The following is a 19,173-nucleotide window of genomic DNA, read 5'->3' as shown; positions in this document are numbered from 1 at the left end:
ACTGCATTTACAATTTTTCTTTATGTGCTAAAATTAGGATAGTGATTTTGGGAGAGCACTCTCGGAAGAAGGAGGGGAAGAGGATGTTCAGAGCCGCAGTCTGTGACGATGACCGATGTGTGAGAGAGGAAGTCAGCCGAATCATAAGGGGATGGAATCCGGAAGCTCAAGTGGACTGCTTCGAGTCCGGCGAAAGCCTGGCAGAGGGATATACGCCTTATCATGCTGTCTTTCTCGACATTGACATGAAGGGGATGAACGGCATTGAGACCGGGAAATGGATTCGCGGGCGGGATAAGGAAACGAAGATCGTATACCTGACCGCATATCAGGATTATGTATCCGGGGCGTTCGGCGTCCATGCCTTCCAATATCTCTTGAAGCCGGTGAAGGAGGCTGAAATCTGCAAAGTGCTGGAGGAGATATTTTCTTATATACACACGCCCGAAAACAAACCCATCCTGGATTTCCAGACTGTGAACGGACTTTTATGCCTGCCGGCGGAGAAAATCTATTATTTTGAATATGTGAACCGACGGGTGGAGATCGTGACATCGGATGGGGTGTACGCTATGACAGAAAAAATAGGAAAGGTGGCGAAACGGATGGAAAGCTATGGCTTTTCCATGCCTCATCAGAGCTTTGCGGTGAATATGCTGCATGTGCAAAATGTTTTGGCCGGCAGGATACTTCTGGACAACGGCATGGAGATCCCGCTGGCGCAGAAGCGGCAGAAAGCATGGAAACAGGAGCTGATCGTGTATCTTTCAGGAAGAATGGGAGGGACGTCATGACAAGTATGATACAAATATTTTTTGGCCTGGCGATCTGGTGTCACTGGTGGGCTGCGCCTGGATCATAGTCCGTTCCATTCCCTCCGACCGGGAAGAAAGCCGCTGGAAAAAGATTCTTGGCTGGATGGGCTATGCAGCAGTCACGGTTTTTGTCCCCATGTTCTGGCGGAATGACACGCTGACCATGGGGGTGCTCTGTCTTTACTATGTTGTGATGGCAAGGCTACTGTATTTTCGGGGCAGGCAGGGAATCGCATATCAGATCATCTTCTGCGTTATTCTGCTGGCTACCGAGCTTACGGCCACCTTCGCGGCACGCTATGTCTGGCTGGTAATGCAGCTGGAAGGGATTGTGGTATACAGTGTCCTGGTGGTGTCACGGGTATTTCTGCTTCTTGTGGGAACTTTGATACTGCGGATGATCATACGCAGAAGGCTGGCGGACGTACAGTATATCAAAATCCACGGGATGATCATCGTCCCCGTGGCCAGTATGGTACTTTTGTTCCTGTATCTGGTGGCAAGCGATATCTTTCTTGTCAGATACGGATATTATTGGATCGTGATCTATGCCGCACTTTTGCTGGTCATTAATCTGTACTGCCTGTATTTCTGGTATGACGTGGCAAAAAGCGGAGAATTGAAGCATTCGCTTTTGATGATGCAGCAGCAGAGGGAGCTGACGCTGCAGTATTATGAAGAACTGGAGGAGAATTATAACCGTTCCAGGAAGATCATCCACGATATCCGGAACCATCTGCATGTGATCGAGCAGAGCAGCAGGATCGAGGACAGACCTTATATCGAGGATGTGCATGCAATGCTTAATTCTATGGGAATGAAATTTTATACGGAAAACCGGATGCTCAATATTGTGCTGAATGATAAGCTGAAAACCTTTTCCCAGGATCAGGTACAGTGCAGCTTAGGTGGCGTGGGACTGGACTTTATCTCAGATCTGGATATCACCACGATCTTTGCCAATCTCCTGGATAATGCGGCGGAGGAAGGCAGAGGAAACGCAGAGTTCTGGCTTAGAATCCGTGCAGAACAGATTCAGGATTTTATCCTCGTTAAAATCGAAAATCCCTATGCAGAATGTCCGGCAAATGGAAGATCTTCCAAGCCGGGACATGAAGGGCTGGGGCTGCAGAATGTCCGGCAGGCACTGGAAAAATATCAGGGAGAGATGGAGATCCGGAAAGAGGAAGGGATTTTTTCGGTGACGCTTCTGTTTGCGGTGCAGGAGGAGTAGTGCATTGCTGCATTTATATCCGGGCCTGACATTGTGCGATATTTCGGAATGCAGGATGTATGGATCACTGTATTTTAGTTTATACGGGGAGGTCAAAACATGATGAGCGGTATCATAGAAAGAATGATAGATCTGGCAGGACTGCTGGAGCGGTTGGCAGGACTGCTGACGGGTCTGTCCATGGTGATCTGTTTGCTGACAGGCTGTCAGTCTTTGGGAACGGAGCTGCCGGATTCCTTTGATAAAGAAGGGATGGAGGAGAAAGTGCTGTGCGCCATTGACTGCTTTAATAAGAAGGATTATCAGAGCATCCTGGATATGGGCTGTACGGAATTTCAGGAGTTTCTGACGGCAGAGGAATTTGCGGAACAATGTGATCCGATGCTGGACAAACGGGGGAAGTTCCGGGAGATCGTAAAGACCGTTTCCATGGGCTGCAAGAATGAGGAGGGGGAAGCGGAATACGCAGGGTTCATACTGGTTGCGGATTATGAGGACGGAAGGATCTGCTTCAATATTACGATCAATCAAAACATGGAACTGATGGAATTTTTAGTTCGATAGAATCAGGAGGAAAATGAGAATGAAATTATCACAGATTGAAAAGAAGCAGTTAGGTATTTATATGCTTATAGCATACGGCATCACATTTTTGATGGGGCTGCCGATGGGGCTTGGCTGTGATCAGGGACTGGATGTCAGTGTATTCCCCAATGCACAGATGCTGTATCCGGCAGCAGGGGTCATGCTGGCATATCTGATAACGGAAAAAGGAAAAGCTGAGCTGCCAAAACGGTTTTTTATTACACATCTTGCAGTTACGGTACTGATGCTGGCCAGTGCTGTCGGAAGTGTGTTCCTGCCGGATATCGCCTGGATGGCAGTCTGCAATCTGATCCTGGTCGGCGGAAGTGTACTGGCGTGGATCATGCTGCTTACGGAAAAGAAGGAAAAGCGGATCGCTTATGGGTTGAAGGGGAAGGATATAAAAGCATCTGTATTCTGTGTACTGTTGTTCATAGGTCTCTACCTGCTTCGGGCGATTCTTTCCTATGCGGTATCCGGGCAGATATCCGCAGTGGGAGAGATCGCGGGGAATCCCATGACTTGGATTATGGCAGGATCTCTGATCATCAATTTCTTCCTGGTATTTATCGCCTTTTTCGGGGAGGAATATGGATGGCGGTATTATCTGCAGCCGCTGCTGCAGTCCCGCTTTGGAAAGCGATGGGGCGTGATCCTTCTGGGTGTGGTTTGGGGGCTTTGGCATCTGCCGGTGAACTTCTTCTACTACAGCCCGGGAACCGGTCTGATCAGTGCGGTGGGACAGCAGATCACCTGTATCACGCTGGGGATTTTTTTCGCCTACGCCTATATGAAAACGGAAAATATCTGGGTACCGGTGGTTCTGCATTTCCTGAATAATAACCTGGTGCCGATCATAACCGGGACGTATAGTGCAGACATCATCCAGGGACAGACCATGAACTGGACGGATCTGATACCGATGCTTGTGGTGAATGGGATTTTATTCGGCGGCTTCCTGGCGTCGAAGGAATACCGGGAGTGAAATTTGTCTAACCGCACTGCTGGGAATTTGTTTGCTTCGCAGATTTACAGATACATATGCAATTTAACAGAAAACTGCCTTTATGATTTTGGAAAATGCTGTATGTCCGCGGTGTATTGCGGGTATACAGCTATTTCCCATATGTCCCTTCTACGTTACTTTAAAAGCCATTGATATTTCCTGCACTGCTGTAAGAGTATATCATAGACTCTATGCCTGATATTCTCCGGATATATCTGCTCCTGATTCAGCAAGTCCTGGATTTCTTTTTCACCGAAGGAGAAAAAGAGTGCTTCCCCATACAATTTTTCGGCAGTATCCAATTGCTCTTCAAAAGAACTGCAAAATGTCTTTGCGGCCGCATGGGGAATCAGTTCGATGATATCCTGCCCCAAAGGATAATCCATGGCTGTATCGGCCAGCAGAGACGCTCCCTGGTCGAAAAACGGGCAATAATCATATCCGGCCTCTCCGTCCCAGATCACGGCAATATTATGCGTATGACGGTCTTCGTTTAAAAAGAAAGCATCAATTGTCAGAAGTTTACACATATAGGCTCCGAAATCCGTAAGCCCTGTCATCTGTTCCGTCTGTTCCACTATGAATTTTAAACGATCCTCATAGTCGGGAAAGCGGTAAATATTTTTGTAAAGGCTTTCTCCGCAGAAATTATGATACAGCCGTTCCAATGTGATGATCTGCCGACATTCTTTTCCGGCATCGAGTTCATTCTGTAAAAAATCCTGGCTCTTGCAGCCTGTGTAAAGCTGTTCCTTATATTGGATCTGCTCCGTATCGTACAGCACATATTCGTCTGGCTCCAACGAGGAAAATAAAAGAAGATGTGAAACCATGTACTCCGCAAGGCCTTCATAACCTGTATAATCAGCTTTATACCAGATGCTTCCGCTGTTCCATTTTAATTGGTTTCCTTTGGAAGAATGCTTCGCTGATTCCATTCTCTCATGTTCGAATAATTCAATCATACATTACCTCTCAATCCGAATCCAAAAATCGTCCTCCGCCATCCGGCCTTCAGTCTTTTCTATGATCAGCATAGGATCATAAAACGGAAGGTCTAAATCTTTCAGTATAAGCTTCATTTTATCACGCGTCCGCGGAAAGCATCTGGATTCGAGGAACTCTTCATACTGCTGAAATGTCGGCTGCTCGATATTGCCGAATGCGCGTTTCAAAAAATAGTCCGCATAGTTTGTAACTTCAATCTTTTTGTTTTTCACATCTACATCAATGATCGTGCAGAGTTCATCCCGGAACATGTAATATAATCTGAGCGGATACTTTTTCTCAGGCAACATATGCGTCCTCCTTCATCAGGTACTGCTGTCGGCAGGTTTTCTATGGAACTATCATACACTCTTTAGAAAAGAAATTCAATTTCCAGATTTTATTTCAGCTTTATTTCATGTTTTTAATAAAACGATGTGCAGGCAAAGGCTGCTGGGGCGTGGAGTTCCCACGATGTTTTTGCTTGGTTTGAAAGTGTCAGAAAATTTTGAAACACAGAAAATATGTGAAAAATAAACAAAAACAGATCTTGAAAATAAAGAATATACAATTAAACACAGAAAATAAATTGTGATATATGCCGAAAATTTTTGAAACACAGAAAATAAATTGACAAAAACAAAGATTAGGAGTACTATATAGGTACATCAAGTAACAACGTTTCCGGCCGGAAAACGGGAGATGCGAGAAGCAAATAAATAGCGAAAGTGGAACTTATTTTTTCAGGAAAGAAAAGGAGAAGAACATGAAAGCATTAGCAAGATATGGAAAAGAATTTGGCGGCTATCGGATGATCGACGTACCGGAACCAACATGCGGACCCGAGGACATTATCATTGAGATCAAGGCGGCAGCGATCTGCGGAGCCGATATGAAGCACTACAAGGTGGACAATGGCTCTGACGAATTCAATTCCATCCGCGGTCATGAATTTGCCGGAGAGATCGTAAAAGTAGGCGAGCTGGTGAAGGACTGGAAGGTAGGACAACGTGTCGTATCGGACAACAGTGCTCATGTATGCGGTGTCTGCCCGGCCTGCGAACAGGGAGATTTCCTCTGTTGCGAGAACAAGGTAAATCTTGGACTGGACAACAACACATGGGGCGGCGGTTTTTCCAAATACTGCAAGGTTCCAGGCGAGATCCTGAGAATCCACAAGCACGCAATCTGGGAAATCCCGGAAAATGTAAAATACGAGGAAGCCGCAGTGCTTGACCCGATCTGCAACTCCTACAAGGCAATCGCACAGCAGGCGCATCTCCTTCCGGGACAGGACGTAGTCGTATTCGGAACAGGCCCCTTAGGACTTTTCGCAGTACAGGTGGCAAGGATCATGGGCGCTGTGAACATCGTGATGGTCGGTCTGGAAGAAGACACAAAGGTTCGTTTCGGTGTGGCTAAGGAACTGGGCGCTACCCATGTAGTAAACGGCTCCAAGGAAGATGTGGTAAAGAGATGTACTGAGATCTGCGGAAGAGACAATCTTGGCCTGGTTGTAGAGTGCTCCGGCGCAAACATCGCCCTGAAGCAGGCCATCGAGATGCTCCGTCCGAACGGAGAAGTGGTCCGCGTAGGTATGGGCTTCAAGCCGCTGGAATTTTCCATCAACGACATTACTTCCTGGAACAAGAGCATCATCGGACATATGGCATATGATTCCACTTCCTGGAGAAACGCGATCCGCCTTCTGGAAGCCGGCCAGATCAAGGTACAGCCGATGATCACACACAGACTCGGGCTGTCAGAGTGGGAAAAAGGATTTGAACTGATGGCAAATAAAGAAGCGATCAAGGTCATCTTCCACTATGATTTTGAAGACTGATCCCTGAGAACCGATATACATAGACATGGCCGCAGGTAAGCCGGTATTTGGATCCCTCCTCTCAAATACTTTATCTGCGGCCGCCAAAAGAGGAATACAAAAATGGAAAAAAAGCTATTGCTGGCGCCGTCCATGGGATGCTGCGACCTGTACGATTTTGAGAACCAGGTACGGTTCATTGATGAACATGCGGACTTTCTCCACATTGACATCAAGGACGGCAATTATGTAAAAACCTTCGGCGTAGGCCCGGACTTCATGACAGTCCTGAAAAAGGTCGTGAAAACCCCTATGGATGCACATCTGATGATTCGGCATCCCCAGGAATACATCGAAGCCTGTGCCGAGGCCGGCGCGGAGTATATCACACCTCATACGGACTGCATCGAGAGCGACGCCTTTGTCACACTGAACAAGATCATTTCCCTTGGATGTAAGGCAGGCATCGCTATGAATCCGGCTGCGCCCCTGGAAGGGATACGCCATTACCTGCCGCTGCTGTCCAAAGTAACGATCATGATCGTGGACGCTGGTTATGCAGGACAAAAAGTGATCACCCAGATGTACGACAAGATCCGTACCCTGGTGCAGTGGAGAGAAGAAATGGGACTGGATTTCCTGATTGAAGCGGACGGCTCCATGAATGCAGGCGTATACCGCCCCCTGTATGAGGCCGGGGCAGACGTGGTCGTGTTAGGCCCGCCGGCGCTGTGGAACAAGGACAAGGATATCCGGAAAGCGTGGGAGATCATGGAAAAGGAAGTGGAAGCGGAGCTTTCCTCCTGTACCAGATCCTGAAAAATAGAGTGCGTACGCGGAAGCTTGGGAAGCAGGCTTCGTGTATGCAGGCTGTAAAAATACCATCTGAGAATACAGTTATAAAAAGGATGAGAAAGAAAGGAAAAAAGAATTATGGCATCTAAAACAAATTCAAAGAGCGTGAATATCGGTGCAAGACTTGACCGACTTCCAAATTCAGGCTGGCATATAAAAATGTGGCTGGTATCCGCTTTTGCGCTTCTGGTATGCTGGTCAAACGGAATCGGCGGCGCGGTACAGAATATCCTTCTGAATGAGCTTCACTGGCTGGAGGAAGGCAGCGCGCTTCTGGCAATGTGGGGAACGACTTATACAGCGGGACAGTTGTTCGGCGCGCTGGTAGGCGGGCCCATCGGCGACAAGATCGGCCGGAAAAAAAGTATCTTATTATATGAGATTATACATATCATCGCCATGATCGGCGGCGCGGTCTCACCAAATGTCACCGTACTGTATGTATTCAGGCTTGTACAGGGCTTCGGGCTGGGCGCACTTCTGGTCGTATTGTTTGCAGGATTTACAGAATATGTTCCGGGCCGGAACCGCGGGGTATGGTCCAGCCGGAACTCCTTCATCGGCAACTGGGCACACCCGGTCTGCAACGGAATCGCATTTGTGATCGCGTTGACCGGAATCAGCTATAACATGAACTGGAGAGTTCAGTACATGATCCCGTCCATCCTTTCCATCGTCGCATCCATCCTGATCGCGAAGAAATTCCCGGAATCTCCGAGATGGCTGGAAGCACAGGGAAGACTTGACGAAGCAGACGAGATCATGACAAGGATTGAAAAAGAGATCGAAGCCTCCACAGGCAAACCGCTCCCGGCGGTGACAGAAGCTCCGAAGGAAGTAAAGCAGCTTCCATACTCCGCACTGTTCCGCGGAAAACTGTTAAAGAGAACGATTGTCGGCTCCCTGGTACTGATCGGTATGAATACGATCCAGTATACATTGATGAACTGGATGCCTTCCCTGCTGAGATCACTGGGATATGATACCTCACAGTCACAGTTCATGACCATGTTCGGACTGTTCGGCGCACCCTTCGGAATCTTCATTGCATCCCTGATCATGGATAAGATCCCGCGCCGCGTCATGGGCGTGATCCTGCTGGCAGGCATGGCGGTGCTGGGAATCATCACAGGACAGCAGACCGAGATGACGGCGCTGATCGTTTCCACCTTCTGCCTGAACACGATCATTTACATGTATGTATGCTATGCATCCGCGGTATACGTTCCGGAGATGTGGCCTACATCAGCGAAGCTCTCCGGTTCCGGATTCTGTAATGCAATGGGCCGTGTCAGCAATATCTTCTTCCCGTTCCTTGTAACATCTGTTGCAAGCTCCATGGGAAGCGGCGGAGTGTTCGTCCTGATCACCATCGTAGCTGTGATTATTGCGGTATGCGTATTCATCTTCGGTGTTGAGACAAGAGGAGAGTCCGTTGAGGATATCGGAAACGTGGAATAAAAAAGTGCGTTTCGCAGTTACATAAAAATCAACAGTCAGATGCGTCAGGAACAGATCGTGAGGAGATGACATTGACTGCGAATATCAAAAATAGAAAGGAAGTATCGGATATGAAAAATACAGAAGCAATCCTGGTTGTTCCCGGAACTATGGAAATCAAAGACGCGCCCGTACCGGTGCCGAAGGACGATGAGATCATGCTGAAAGTGGAGTACGTAGGAATCTGCGGCTCCGATGTCCATGGATTTGAGTCAGGCCCGTTCATTCCGCCGAAGGATCCGAATCAGAAGATCGGACTTGGACACGAATGTGCAGGAACTGTCGTACAGGTCGGAAGCAAGGTCACAAAGTTTAAACCGGGCGACCGTGTGAACATCGAGCCGGGCGTACCCTGCGGAAAATGTAAATACTGTCTGGAAGGGCATTACAACATCTGTCCGGACGTTGACTTTATGGCGACCCAGCCAAACTATAGAGGCGCATTGACAAACTATCTGTGCCATCCGGAGAACTTTACCTATAAGCTCCCGGAAAACATGAGCACTATGGAGGGCGCTCTGGTAGAGCCGGCTGCGGTCGGAATGCATGCGGCGATGGAAGGCGGCGCAAGACTGGGTAAGAAGATCGTCATTCTGGGCGCAGGCTGCATCGGCCTGATGACCCTCCAGGGCTGCAAGAGCCTTGGCGCTACGGACATCGTAGTGGTGGACGTGATGCCCAAGCGACTGGAGATGGCAAAGGAGCTTGGCGCTTCTGCGGTCATCAACGGAATGGAAGAGGATACCATCAGCAGATGTAAAGAGCTGGTTGGAGAACTGGGCGCGGATATCGTATTTGAGACCGCAGGTTCCCAGATCACCGCAAAACAGGCTCCGCAGATTGTCGCAAGGGGCGGCAGGATCATGATCGTAGGAACGATTCCGGGCGAAGTGCCGATTGATTTCTTAAAGATCAACCGTGAAGTGACGATTCAGACCGTATTCCGCTACGCAAACAACTATCCGATGACCATCGACGCCATCGCATCCGGAAAATTCGATGTGAAATCTATGGTAACACACGTTTATGATTACCAGGACGTGCAGAAGGCATTTGAAGAATCCGTACACTGCAAGAAGGACATCATCAAAGGCGTTATTAAGATTGAAGATGCAGAATGACCGGACGTTCTGTAAAAACACAGAAGTAAAGTACAGGTTTGACATTTTATAGGGAGGATCATTTCTCAAAGTCGGGAAAATGATTGAAAAGAAACGTATCAGGGGTTTTACTTACGACATGCCCCTGATACGGCAGACATAAAGTCAGATAAGATCAGGAGGAATAAGAATGTTAGCAGATATCAGATATTGGGAAAAGAAAGCAACAGAAGGAAGATATGCCATCCCGCACTTCAACGTTTGGAACGCTGAGATGCTCATGGGAGTGATGGACGCGGCGGAAGAGACCAAGGCGCCGGTGATTATTTCTTTCGGAACCGGTTTTGTAGGAAATACTTCTTTTGAAGATTTCTGCCATATGATGGTTTCCATGGCAAAGAAGGCAGCCGTACCGGTCATCACACACTGGGATCACGGCCGCAGCATGGAGATCGTGCAGAATGCGTACACCCATGGGATGAACTCCGTGATGAGAGACGCTTCCGCATTCGAATTAGAAGAGAACATCCGCCTTACAAAAGAAGTGGTAGATTATTTCCATCCATTGGGAATCCCGGTAGAGGCAGAGCTTGGCCATGTAGGAAATGAAACCGTTTACGAGGAAGCGCTGGCAAGCTATCAGTACACAGATCCGTCTCAGGCAGCGGAGTTCGTAGAGCGTACAGGCTGTGATTCTCTGGCAGTTGCCATCGGAAACCAGCACGGTGTCTACACATCCGAGCCGAAGCTGAACTTCGAAGTGGTAGAGAAGGTCAGAGACGCCGTGACCGTACCGCTGGTACTTCATGGAGCATCCGGAATCGGTGATGAAGATATCAAGAAGGCAATCTCGCTTGGAATTGCTAAGATCAACATCCACACAGAGCTGTGCCAGGCTGCGATGACCGCGGTTGCGGCAAATGTGGACAAGCCGTTCCTGGAACTGGAAAGAGCCGTAAGGGCAGCAGTAAAACAGCGTGCAATCGAAAAGATCGTTTTATTTGGAGATGACGGAAAGGCGGAATAATCGTGGAGAAAAAATTAGACGCAATCTGTGTCGGCGCTGCGATCGTGGATATTCCTCTGCAGCCTGTCAACCGGGATATGTTTGAAATTGAGTCATTTCCTTTGCAGCAGATTTCCATGACCATCGGCGGGGACGCCATCAACGAGGCAACGATCATGTCCCGTCTCGGGCACAAGATCGGGCTGATGAGTATGGTCGGCAGGGATGCGGTCGGCAATTTTATCATCGAACACTGTGAAAAGAACGGGATTGACTATTCAGGCATCCGGATGAGGGAAGGCATCGATACTTCCATCAACGTAGGACTTGTCACTGCGGACGGGGAGCGGACATTTGTCACGAACCGCAACGGAAGTCTCTGGAAAATGACCATCGACGATGTGGATCTGTCCCGGCTTAAAGAGGCAAGGCTTTTATCACTGGCGAGCATTTTCAACAATCCGCTGCTGGACTGCCGGGCGCTGGTGAAGATTTTTCAGGAAGCAAAGGCGCAGGATATGATCATCTGTGCGGATATGATCAAGGCAAGATTAGGCGAGACTCTGGACGATATCAAAGAGGCACTTGGATATGTAGACTATTTCTTTCCGAATTACGACGAAGCCTGTCTCATGACAGAGGAAACGGAGCTGGAGAAGATTGCCGACAGGTTCCTGGACTGCGGGATACAGCATGTAGTGATCAAGACCGGAAAGAAAGGCTGCTATATCAAGAGTCAGGATGGGAGCGTACTGGAGGTTCCGGCTATGAAGGGCATCACCGCGATCGATACCATCGGTGCGGGTGACAACTTCGCATCGGGCTTCATCACCGCGATCCTGGAAGGAAAGTCTTTGAAGGAATGTGCGGAATTTGCAAATGTGACCGCCTCCATCAGTGTACAGAGTATCGGGGCGACCACAGGAGTGCAGAAGAGAGAGCAGGTTGACGAGAGAATGAAAGAGTACTATGCACAGCAGTCGTGAAAAAAGAAAGGAAAATATAGATTATGAAAAAGATGAAACTTGGCAGCACAGGTACGGATATCTCAAGAATGGGCCTTGGTACATGGTCCATCGGCGGCGGCCCGGCATGGGGCGGCGACCATGATCTGAAGGTGGTTGTGGATCTGATCCGGGAATGCCCGAAGTTAGGCGTCAATCTGATCGATACCGCGCCTGGATACAACTTTGGAAACAGCGAGAAGATCGTAGGAAAAGCGCTGGAAGGGATGAACCGCGAGGATGTTGTGATCATCACGAAGTGCGGGATCATCTGGAACGACAGGAAGGGAAGCCTGTTCAACAAAGTAGGAGACACACAGCTTTACAAAAACCTTTCCAGGGAGTCCATCCTGGAAGAGATCGACCAGAGCCTGGAGCGTCTCGGCACAGACTACATTGATGTATATATGACTCACTGGCAGGCAGTGGAGCCGTATTTCACACCGATCTCAGAGACCATGGAGGTGCTCAACGAGCTGAAAGCACAGGGTAAGATCCGGGCCATCGGCGCTGCTAATGTAGATGTAAACCACATCAAAGAATACTTAAAGTATGGCTCGCTGGATATCGTACAGGCAAAATACAGCATTCTGGACCGTGCAATTGAAGAAGACCTGCTTCCGGTCTGCAAGGAAAACAATGTTACGATCCAGGCGTACTCTCCGCTGGAAATGGGACTCTTAAGCGGCGCGCTTCCGAGAGATTACAAGCCGGTAGGGGCACAGATCCCGAAGAAATGGTTCCAGCCGGACAACATGCAGAAGGCAATGGATATGATGGATCAGTGGAAACCGCTCTGCGAGAAATACGACTGCACCATCGCAAACCTGGCGCTTGCATGGATTCTTGCGCAGGGAGAATTTATCAATCTGCTCAGCGGATCTACGACAACAGAGCAGATTGCGGAAAACATCAAATCCGCGGAGCTCGAATTAGAGCCGGAAGATGTTGCATACATGCGCAAGCTGGCAGAGGATATCGATAAATAAACTTTGTACTTTTTACGGTCTGGCCCTTTGGCCAGGCCGATTTTAAAAAGCTGGCATTCGAGCCGTCTATTGCCGCAGGCAGCTCAAAATGGCGGTTCGAGCTGCAGAGCAGACTGCTGTGTTGGATACACAGGCGGACCGGCGGCCGACCCCGTCCTGTCTGCCTTTTAAAGACGAAAGAATGCACATTTTTGGACAGGGAGGTTGTGTTTCGAAGGAGGTAAAAATGCTTTCAAAGGAAAAAAACCTTGCAAATACTAAAGAGGCTGGTATATTATTAGATAGAGATGCCTTGAGTATTGAGGGCGAGGAAAGGGAAGAAAGCATGTCGAGTAAAGAAAGGCTGATGGTGATCAGGCAGAATATCCAGAATATGAAGAAGGTTTCGGTTGCGGAGCTGAGCAGGCAGTGCGCTGTGACCGAGGAGACGATACGGCGGGATCTGGATAAGCTGGAGCTGGAAGGTGTTGTGACCAGGATTCACGGCGGTGCGATCTGGAATGCGGATGTTCAGAAGGAAAATGTCCATTTTTATAAACGGCTGACAAAGCATTTAAAAGAAAAGCAGAATATTGCGCGCAAGACCGCCGCACTGCTGGAAGGCAGGAATACCATCATCGCGGACTCCAGCACGACAGTTGTGGAGGCGTTAAAGCTGATACCGGACAACCGGGACGTGACGATCGTGACAAATTCAACAGAAGTATTCCGGGAATTTCAGCAGTCTTCTTTCAACATTATTTCGACAGGCGGAGAATTTAATAAAAAGTCATTGTCTCTGCAGGGACAACTGGCAAAAACCAATATAGCAAAATACAATGTAAGTATCGCCCTGATCAGCTGTAAGAGTCTGAACATAGAAAAGGGCGTTCTGGATTCCAATGAGAGCGAGGCGGAGATCAAAAAGCTGATGCTGGAGCAGGCGGAGGAGGTGGCGCTTTTAGCGGATCACTCCAAGTTTGACCAGACGGCGTTTGTATGCCTGACTGATCTCAAGAGCGTGAATTATATCATCACAGACAGGCGTCCGGGTGATACATGGATTCGGTATTGCGAAGAGAACGGAATCCAGCTGATCTATTAATATTAACATTTCTTGACATATGGCCATACAGGGATATGGAGAGGGGCCGCTGGGAGCAGCGGCTCCTTTTTTTAAAAACCATCGTATGCAGAAAAGCCGCCGGCGGCATTTTTTTGTATCACACGTTACTATTCACACATAGTTTCTTTCTGTTTTGAAGTAAAATCTGCAAAATCTCTTTTTTTCTCTTTGAATTAATTTTTGAAACAAAGATAATTTGAATAAAACAAAAAAATATTGTATAAAAATCTGTGTAAAAATTTGTTTAAAACGTCAAAAATTCTTTGAAATAAAGAAAATGGATTGACATTGAAGTGTGGATATTGTAAAATACAAGACATAATATTCGTGCGTTATTGCCAATAAAAGCAAAGAATATACGGTGAAAAGGGGGAAAGAGTACAAAATATTCGAATCGCAAAAGAATTGCGGTTTCCAGATGTAATCCGTATGCCGAGGAATGACAAAACAAAAAAACAAAGAATCTGAGAAACGCCTGCAGCAACAAAGCACAATGCCAGAGAACCACGGCGGGAAGGCGCTGCATCAAAACAGGAGGAAGGGAAGACAATGGAAAATAAAAAGAAAGAAACTTCAATTGTAAAGAAGATGATACTGGCAGTGGCAGGCGGCTTTATTGCCGGATTTTTGTGTCTGCTTTTGAGAGAAGCCCTGAACGGAAGCGGCGGCAGCGGCGTCTGGAAGGTGATCGAAGCAATCTTGTTCCAGGATATCACCGCAACTCAGGGGATTGAAGGGTTGGGACTCTTCTATATTATCGGACAGCTATTCATGCGCGGGCTGCAGCTGGCCATCGTGCCCCTGGTCATCACGTCGCTGACCCTCGCGCTTTGCAGCCTGGCAAATCCGGAGAAGCTGGGAAGGATCGCGGGAAAGACCTTCATTACATACCTTTGCTTTTATGCGGCTGCAGCATCGCTTGCCGGAATTGCGGCATATTTTGTAAAATCCATGGGCTGGTTTGATGTCAACCTGCCAAGCGAGATGGCAACGGAGGCAGTGACCATGGACGGCTACAATCCCCTCGTAACGGTTGTAAATGCGGTGCCTTCCAACATCGTTTCCGCATGCTCCACCAACAATACGATCCTTTCGGTGGTGGTCATTGCAATCATTCTGGGACTGTGCATGACCGCAATGGGTTCCAAGGCAGAGCCGCTCAAACAGGTGATTGAAAACCTCAATGATGTGGTGCAGATGTTTTTAAATTTTCTCATCAACAAGATTGCGCCTGTGGCTATCTTCTGCATGATCACCAGAACCCTTGCCGTATACGGTGTAGAGTACATCGGCCCGACCCTGGTCTGGATCGTGACGACCATCGTGGTCAGCCTTACGCTGGTTGCAACGATTTACCCAATCGGCATCTTCCTCAGCACACGGCTGAATCCTATGCCGTTTTTGAAAAAATCCTTCAAGATCGGATTGTTTGCCGCAGCTACCAACTCCTCCGCGGCAACGCTGCCTTTAAATACCAAAACCTGTACGGAAGAACTGGGATGCTCGGAGGAGATCAGCAGCTTCGTACTGCCCACCGGCATGACCATCAATATGAACGGAACCACAGCCATGCACATGATCGCCGTGACCTTCATTGCCACGGCAGCCGGGATCAACGTGACGCCGACCACCCTGGCCACTGCCGCGTTCCTGTCCATCTGTACGGCGGTAGGCACCCCGGCGATTCCGGTAGCAGGCACCACCATGGTCTATGTGGTTATGTCCGGACTGGGCATGAGCTCGGAACTGTGTATGATCGGATATTCCCTTGTGCTGGCAATGAACTACCTGCCGGGCATGGCCGTGATCACGCTAAACGTGATCGGCGACGCGGCCACCAATGTGATTGTGAACTTTAAAGAAGGCGTGCTGGACAAGGATATGTACAATCGATAAAAAAACCGGCCGACTGCAAATTTTTCCTGAATTTTCTTTTCAAATTTGGCGCATAATACTTCTCATGAAGGTGAGGAGGAATCAGAACATGTATCAGTATTTACCAATACGTGACGTATACGCCAGAGAAATTCTGGATTCGCGGGGCAATCCCACGATAGAGGTAGAGGTACTTGCAGGAGAAACCGTGGTAGGCCGGGCATCTGTACCGTCCGGGGCGTCCACCGGAAAATATGAAGCGGTGGAATTGCGGGATCAGGAGGCACGGTACGGCGGCAAAGGCGTACAGCGCGCAGTGGAGCATGTCAATGACCAGCTTGCAGGCGCGGTGATTGGGATCAATGTATTTGACCAGACGGAGATCGACCGGGTCCTGATCAGGACAGACGGCAGCAAAAACAAGTCCAGTCTGGGCGCGAACGCGCTCCTTGGCGTTTCTTTGGCGTCGGCCCACGCGGCTGCAAATGCGCTGCGCATTCCGTTGTACAAATACCTGGGCGGTGTCAACGCCAAAAAACTTCCCGTACCTATGATGAATATTTTAAATGGAGGCGCCCATGCGGACAATACCCTGGATATCCAGGAGTTTATGATCATGCCTGTGGGAGCCAAAAATTTTAAAGAAGGCTTACGGATGTGCGCGGAAATCTACCAGTCCCTCAAATCCCTTCTGAAAGAGAAAGGCTTAAGCACCGCGGTAGGAGACGAGGGCGGCTTTGCGCCGGATCTGCCGGACACCCGGGCTGCGCTGAACTGTCTGAAGGAAGCGGTGGAAAAAGCCGGATACCGGATGGGGAGGGATCAGGACATTGCCATCGCAATGGACGTGGCTTCCTCCGAATTATACAACCGGGATTATAAAATATATGAATTTCCCGGGGAAAGCCGGATGCAGGGGCAGAAGGTGGTGCGCTCCGCTGAAGAGCTGATTGAGTATTACGCGGAACTGGCAGGGGAATTTCCCATCTGTTCCATCGAGGACCCGCTGGATGAAGAGGACTGGGAGGGCTGGGAAAAGCTGACCGCCCGCCTCGGTTCAAAGCTGCAGCTTGTAGGCGACGACCTGTTTGTGACTAATGTGGAGCGGTTGAAAAAAGGGATTGAGAAAAAGGCCGCCAACGCAATCCTGATCAAGGTCAACCAGATCGGGACGCTGACGGAAGCCATCGAAGCCATACAGATGGCGCAGAAATCCGGCTACAACGCGATTGTATCCCATCGTTCCGGAGAAACCGAGGACACCACCATCGCGGACATCGCGGTGGCGTTCAACACCGGGCAGATCAAGACCGGCGCGCCCTGCAGGACAGAACGGGTGGCGAAGTACAACCGGCTTCTGCGGATTGAAGAACAGATGGAAAAATAGAGATTTGAGGCAGTGCTTTTTTGCAGGCGCTGTCTCTTTTTTGTTTGTATCTCGGAATTGAAAGGCGGCGGATCATATGGTACAATGAAAACCGTGGTCACAGGGAATACGGAAGAGAAGGAGCAGCAGCTATGAATCTGACAGAATTTATGAAAAAAGTCGATCTGATAACCGAGAGCATGTCGGTGGACAATATGGCGGCATTCCTCCATGATTATGCACGCACTATTTCGGAGACGAAGAGGGGAGAATTTCTGGAGCGTTTGTCCTTTTTTAAAGGGAAAAATGTGGATGCCGGATATATCGAGAAGCAGGATAAACTGAATAAAGAACACTTAAAGCAGGAAGTGAAAAAGAACCGGAAGCAGTTAGAGCTCATCGACAGCGGCGAGCTGACGCTGGTAGAGGTGCAGAACATAGAATACAATGAGTGGTATGACAGCTCCGATGAAGAATTTTTTTATGAGGACCCGGAGTATATCGGGGAGGCGGTTCAGAAAGGGTGCAGCCTTGTGCACGCCTGCGCGGACAGCGAGCTGTATCAGGAGGGCTACGAGCTGGCAGATTTCCTCTTTGAGATGAATATCGAAGTGGAAGGGGAGTTCGGAGGGGACGATTTTTCCCTGCAGGATCTGGAGTATCATAAGATCATTTCCCTGGATTATGAGACATTCGTTCTGGAAGCCCTTGCTGCGGCCTACTGGGGAAACGAGATGCCGGAAAGGCCGGAAGCCCTTTACCGTATCCTTCTGAACGCGTCCTCCAGGGAGGCTTCTTTAGAAAAGCTGATGCAGCAAAGCAGGAGGGAGCTGGATCGGTTTTCCGAATTTCTGAGTCTGTGGATCGACTATCTGGGGAAGATCGGGGACCGGGTTGCGGAGCGTTTTTTGCAGGAAGCCGTTTCGCTGGCGGATGATCCGGAAGCATTGCTGAGCGCGGCCAGAAAATATACGGACCTGCACCCCGGCTTATATGTGCAGGCCCTGGAAAAATATAAAGCCTCCGATGAGACGCAGCAGGGCTTGCAGATCGGAAAAGAGGCGCTGGAGAGGATCTTGCCCGTCTACCAGATCAGAAGCCGGGCCGCTCTTTTGACAGCAGAATTTGCGCTGGGGCTGGAGGACAGGACGGGCGCCGAAAGGTGCTGGCTGGAAGCCTTCCGTTCGGACAGCAGCGTGGAAAATTACCTGCGCCTGATGCTGGAATGTGAGGACGGACGGGGGAACCGGGAGGAGGCGCGGCGGATTTATACGGAGCTGTTTTCCGAGACGGCGAAGGCAAAGGCGGGCCAGTACCAGACCGGTGAAAGAAAGGAAAACAGCCCGGAGCACAGAACCTACGATTCGCTTCTGTTTTTTGACGGGAGGTTTGGTCAGCTCATTGAGAAAGGCATGGACGACAGGTATGCCCTGGGATGGTCCGGCACGTTTATGAAGGAGGGCCTGGCGCTGTTCCTGTTATATTTTTATGAAGGCCGGGAGCTTTTGGAAGGCGGCCGGGAGATGTGCCGCAAATACGTCTCCTCCGTAAAATTTCAATCCGAAGCATATTTAAACGGCACCGGGCGGGACACAAAGGAGGACGACCAGGGATTCTTCTGGGAGTGTTTCCTCAGATGGCGGGAAAGAATCTCTATATCGGAGGAAGAGACGGAGGGCATTCTGGAAAAGCTGGAAAACTGGATTCAGATGCGGGTGGAAGGCATCATGGATAAGAGCCATAGAAACTACTACGGGGAATGCGCGGCGTTCATCGCGGCCCTGGGAGAGGTTCGGGAATCCAGAGGAGAGCTGGCAGGAAAAGCCAAACTCATGGAAGAGTACCGGAGCAGATATTCCAGGCGGACGGCATTTCACCAGGAACTGAGAGGATATGGGATGGCGGATACGAGAAAACGGTAAGG

Annotated in this window: 17 protein-coding genes; 15 read left to right on the top strand and 2 right to left on the bottom strand. The window is 49.2% G+C overall.

What is annotated here, in order from left to right:
* Positions 1-83: 83 nt before the first annotated feature.
* From EBB54_RS18765 to EBB54_RS18750, 4 genes are all read left to right on the top strand, one after another.
* Entirely contained in the window at positions 84-794 is a 711-nt protein-coding gene (locus EBB54_RS18765) for a LytR/AlgR family response regulator transcription factor (RefSeq protein WP_125128534.1), read from the top strand.
* 124 nt (positions 795-918) lie between these two features.
* Entirely contained in the window at positions 919-2,049 is a 1,131-nt protein-coding gene (locus tag EBB54_RS18760; protein WP_243127726.1) for a sensor histidine kinase, read from the top strand.
* Between the two features lie 99 nt (positions 2,050-2,148).
* On the top strand, positions 2,149-2,613 hold the full coding sequence (locus EBB54_RS18755) for a DUF3887 domain-containing protein (RefSeq protein ID WP_125128533.1): 465 nt from the start codon (positions 2,149-2,151) through the stop codon (positions 2,611-2,613).
* Positions 2,614-2,632: 19 nt separating this feature from the next.
* A complete protein-coding gene (locus EBB54_RS18750) occupies positions 2,633-3,619 on the top strand; it encodes a CPBP family intramembrane glutamic endopeptidase (protein WP_125128532.1) in 987 nt (328 codons plus the stop codon).
* Between the two features lie 155 nt (positions 3,620-3,774).
* On the opposite strand, the gene EBB54_RS18745 is transcribed toward EBB54_RS18750, so the two are convergent.
* Together EBB54_RS18745 and EBB54_RS18740 are read right to left on the bottom strand one after the other, a co-directional pair.
* The gene (locus EBB54_RS18745; RefSeq protein ID WP_125128531.1) at positions 3,775-4,605 is read right to left on the bottom strand and encodes a hypothetical protein; all 831 of its coding nucleotides are present in this window, start codon (positions 4,603-4,605) and stop codon (positions 3,775-3,777) included.
* Between the two features lie 3 nt (positions 4,606-4,608).
* Entirely contained in the window at positions 4,609-4,938 is a 330-nt protein-coding gene (locus EBB54_RS18740; protein ID WP_193554368.1) for a hypothetical protein, read from the bottom strand.
* Between the two features lie 455 nt (positions 4,939-5,393).
* Here EBB54_RS18740 and EBB54_RS18735 point away from each other — a divergent pair, with 455 nt between their 5' ends.
* The 11 genes from EBB54_RS18735 (at position 5,394) to EBB54_RS18685 (ending at position 19,171) form a co-directional block, all read left to right on the top strand.
* Positions 5,394-6,470, top strand: coding sequence for a zinc-binding dehydrogenase (locus EBB54_RS18735; protein ID WP_004075144.1), 1,077 nt, complete (start codon positions 5,394-5,396; stop codon positions 6,468-6,470).
* A gap of 102 nt (positions 6,471-6,572) precedes the next feature.
* On the top strand, positions 6,573-7,268 hold the full coding sequence (locus EBB54_RS18730) for a beta/alpha barrel domain-containing protein (protein WP_125128530.1): 696 nt from the start codon (positions 6,573-6,575) through the stop codon (positions 7,266-7,268).
* Positions 7,269-7,382: 114 nt separating this feature from the next.
* Positions 7,383-8,765 (top strand): MFS transporter, encoded by a 1,383-nt coding sequence (locus EBB54_RS18725; RefSeq protein ID WP_125128529.1) that lies wholly within the window; start codon positions 7,383-7,385, stop codon positions 8,763-8,765.
* A gap of 110 nt (positions 8,766-8,875) precedes the next feature.
* Positions 8,876-9,925 (top strand): NAD(P)-dependent alcohol dehydrogenase, encoded by a 1,050-nt coding sequence (locus tag EBB54_RS18720; RefSeq protein ID WP_125128528.1) that lies wholly within the window; start codon positions 8,876-8,878, stop codon positions 9,923-9,925.
* 169 nt (positions 9,926-10,094) lie between these two features.
* The gene (locus tag EBB54_RS18715) at positions 10,095-10,931 is read left to right on the top strand and encodes a class II fructose-bisphosphate aldolase (RefSeq protein ID WP_125128527.1); all 837 of its coding nucleotides are present in this window, start codon (positions 10,095-10,097) and stop codon (positions 10,929-10,931) included.
* Between the two features lie 2 nt (positions 10,932-10,933).
* A complete protein-coding gene (locus tag EBB54_RS18710; RefSeq protein WP_125128526.1) occupies positions 10,934-11,896 on the top strand; it encodes a carbohydrate kinase family protein in 963 nt (320 codons plus the stop codon).
* A gap of 23 nt (positions 11,897-11,919) precedes the next feature.
* Positions 11,920-12,903, top strand: coding sequence for an NADH-dependent methylglyoxal reductase (gene ydjG / locus EBB54_RS18705; RefSeq protein WP_004075156.1), 984 nt, complete (start codon positions 11,920-11,922; stop codon positions 12,901-12,903).
* A gap of 226 nt (positions 12,904-13,129) precedes the next feature.
* Positions 13,130-13,987 (top strand): DeoR/GlpR family DNA-binding transcription regulator, encoded by an 858-nt coding sequence (locus EBB54_RS18700; protein WP_125128525.1) that lies wholly within the window; start codon positions 13,130-13,132, stop codon positions 13,985-13,987.
* Positions 13,988-14,557: 570 nt separating this feature from the next.
* A complete protein-coding gene (locus tag EBB54_RS18695) occupies positions 14,558-15,904 on the top strand; it encodes a dicarboxylate/amino acid:cation symporter (RefSeq protein WP_125128524.1) in 1,347 nt (448 codons plus the stop codon).
* Positions 15,905-15,992: 88 nt separating this feature from the next.
* Positions 15,993-17,270: a phosphopyruvate hydratase gene (gene eno, locus EBB54_RS18690; protein WP_125128523.1), complete on the top strand. Its 1,278-nt coding sequence runs from the start codon at positions 15,993-15,995 to the stop codon at positions 17,268-17,270.
* A gap of 131 nt (positions 17,271-17,401) precedes the next feature.
* Positions 17,402-19,171 (top strand): tetratricopeptide repeat protein, encoded by a 1,770-nt coding sequence (locus EBB54_RS18685; protein ID WP_125128522.1) that lies wholly within the window; start codon positions 17,402-17,404, stop codon positions 19,169-19,171.
* Positions 19,172-19,173 lie beyond the last annotated feature (2 nt).

The organism is Schaedlerella arabinosiphila, from assembly GCF_003885045.1.
GTDB classification, from domain to species: domain Bacteria; phylum Bacillota; class Clostridia; order Lachnospirales; family Lachnospiraceae; genus Schaedlerella; species Schaedlerella arabinosiphila.
This window is presented reverse-complemented; position numbering and strand designations above follow the sequence as displayed.

Bases quoted from the DNA above. Each gene is read 5' to 3' on its own strand.
- EBB54_RS18750 (WP_125128532.1), top strand. From the start codon at position 2,633: ATGAAATTATCACAGATTGAAAAGAAGCAGTTAGGTATTTATATGCTT.
- EBB54_RS18755 (WP_125128533.1), top strand. From the start codon at position 2,149: ATGATGAGCGGTATCATAGAAAGAATGATAGATCTGGCAGGACTGCTG.
- EBB54_RS18730 (WP_125128530.1), top strand. From the start codon at position 6,573: ATGGAAAAAAAGCTATTGCTGGCGCCGTCCATGGGATGCTGCGACCTG.
- EBB54_RS18715 (WP_125128527.1), top strand. From the start codon at position 10,095: ATGTTAGCAGATATCAGATATTGGGAAAAGAAAGCAACAGAAGGAAGA.
- EBB54_RS18745 (WP_125128531.1), bottom strand. From the start codon at position 4,605: ATGATTGAATTATTCGAACATGAGAGAATGGAATCAGCGAAGCATTCT.
- EBB54_RS18695 (WP_125128524.1), top strand. From the start codon at position 14,558: ATGGAAAATAAAAAGAAAGAAACTTCAATTGTAAAGAAGATGATACTG.
- eno (WP_125128523.1), top strand. From the start codon at position 15,993: ATGTATCAGTATTTACCAATACGTGACGTATACGCCAGAGAAATTCTG.
- ydjG (WP_004075156.1), top strand. From the start codon at position 11,920: ATGAAAAAGATGAAACTTGGCAGCACAGGTACGGATATCTCAAGAATG.
- EBB54_RS18765 (WP_125128534.1), top strand. From the start codon at position 84: ATGTTCAGAGCCGCAGTCTGTGACGATGACCGATGTGTGAGAGAGGAA.
- EBB54_RS18760 (WP_243127726.1), top strand. From the start codon at position 919: ATGGGCTATGCAGCAGTCACGGTTTTTGTCCCCATGTTCTGGCGGAAT.
- EBB54_RS18740 (WP_193554368.1), bottom strand. From the start codon at position 4,938: ATGTTGCCTGAGAAAAAGTATCCGCTCAGATTATATTACATGTTCCGG.
- EBB54_RS18700 (WP_125128525.1), top strand. From the start codon at position 13,130: ATGCTTTCAAAGGAAAAAAACCTTGCAAATACTAAAGAGGCTGGTATA.
- EBB54_RS18685 (WP_125128522.1), top strand. From the start codon at position 17,402: ATGAATCTGACAGAATTTATGAAAAAAGTCGATCTGATAACCGAGAGC.
- EBB54_RS18735 (WP_004075144.1), top strand. From the start codon at position 5,394: ATGAAAGCATTAGCAAGATATGGAAAAGAATTTGGCGGCTATCGGATG.
- EBB54_RS18720 (WP_125128528.1), top strand. From the start codon at position 8,876: ATGAAAAATACAGAAGCAATCCTGGTTGTTCCCGGAACTATGGAAATC.
- EBB54_RS18725 (WP_125128529.1), top strand. From the start codon at position 7,383: ATGGCATCTAAAACAAATTCAAAGAGCGTGAATATCGGTGCAAGACTT.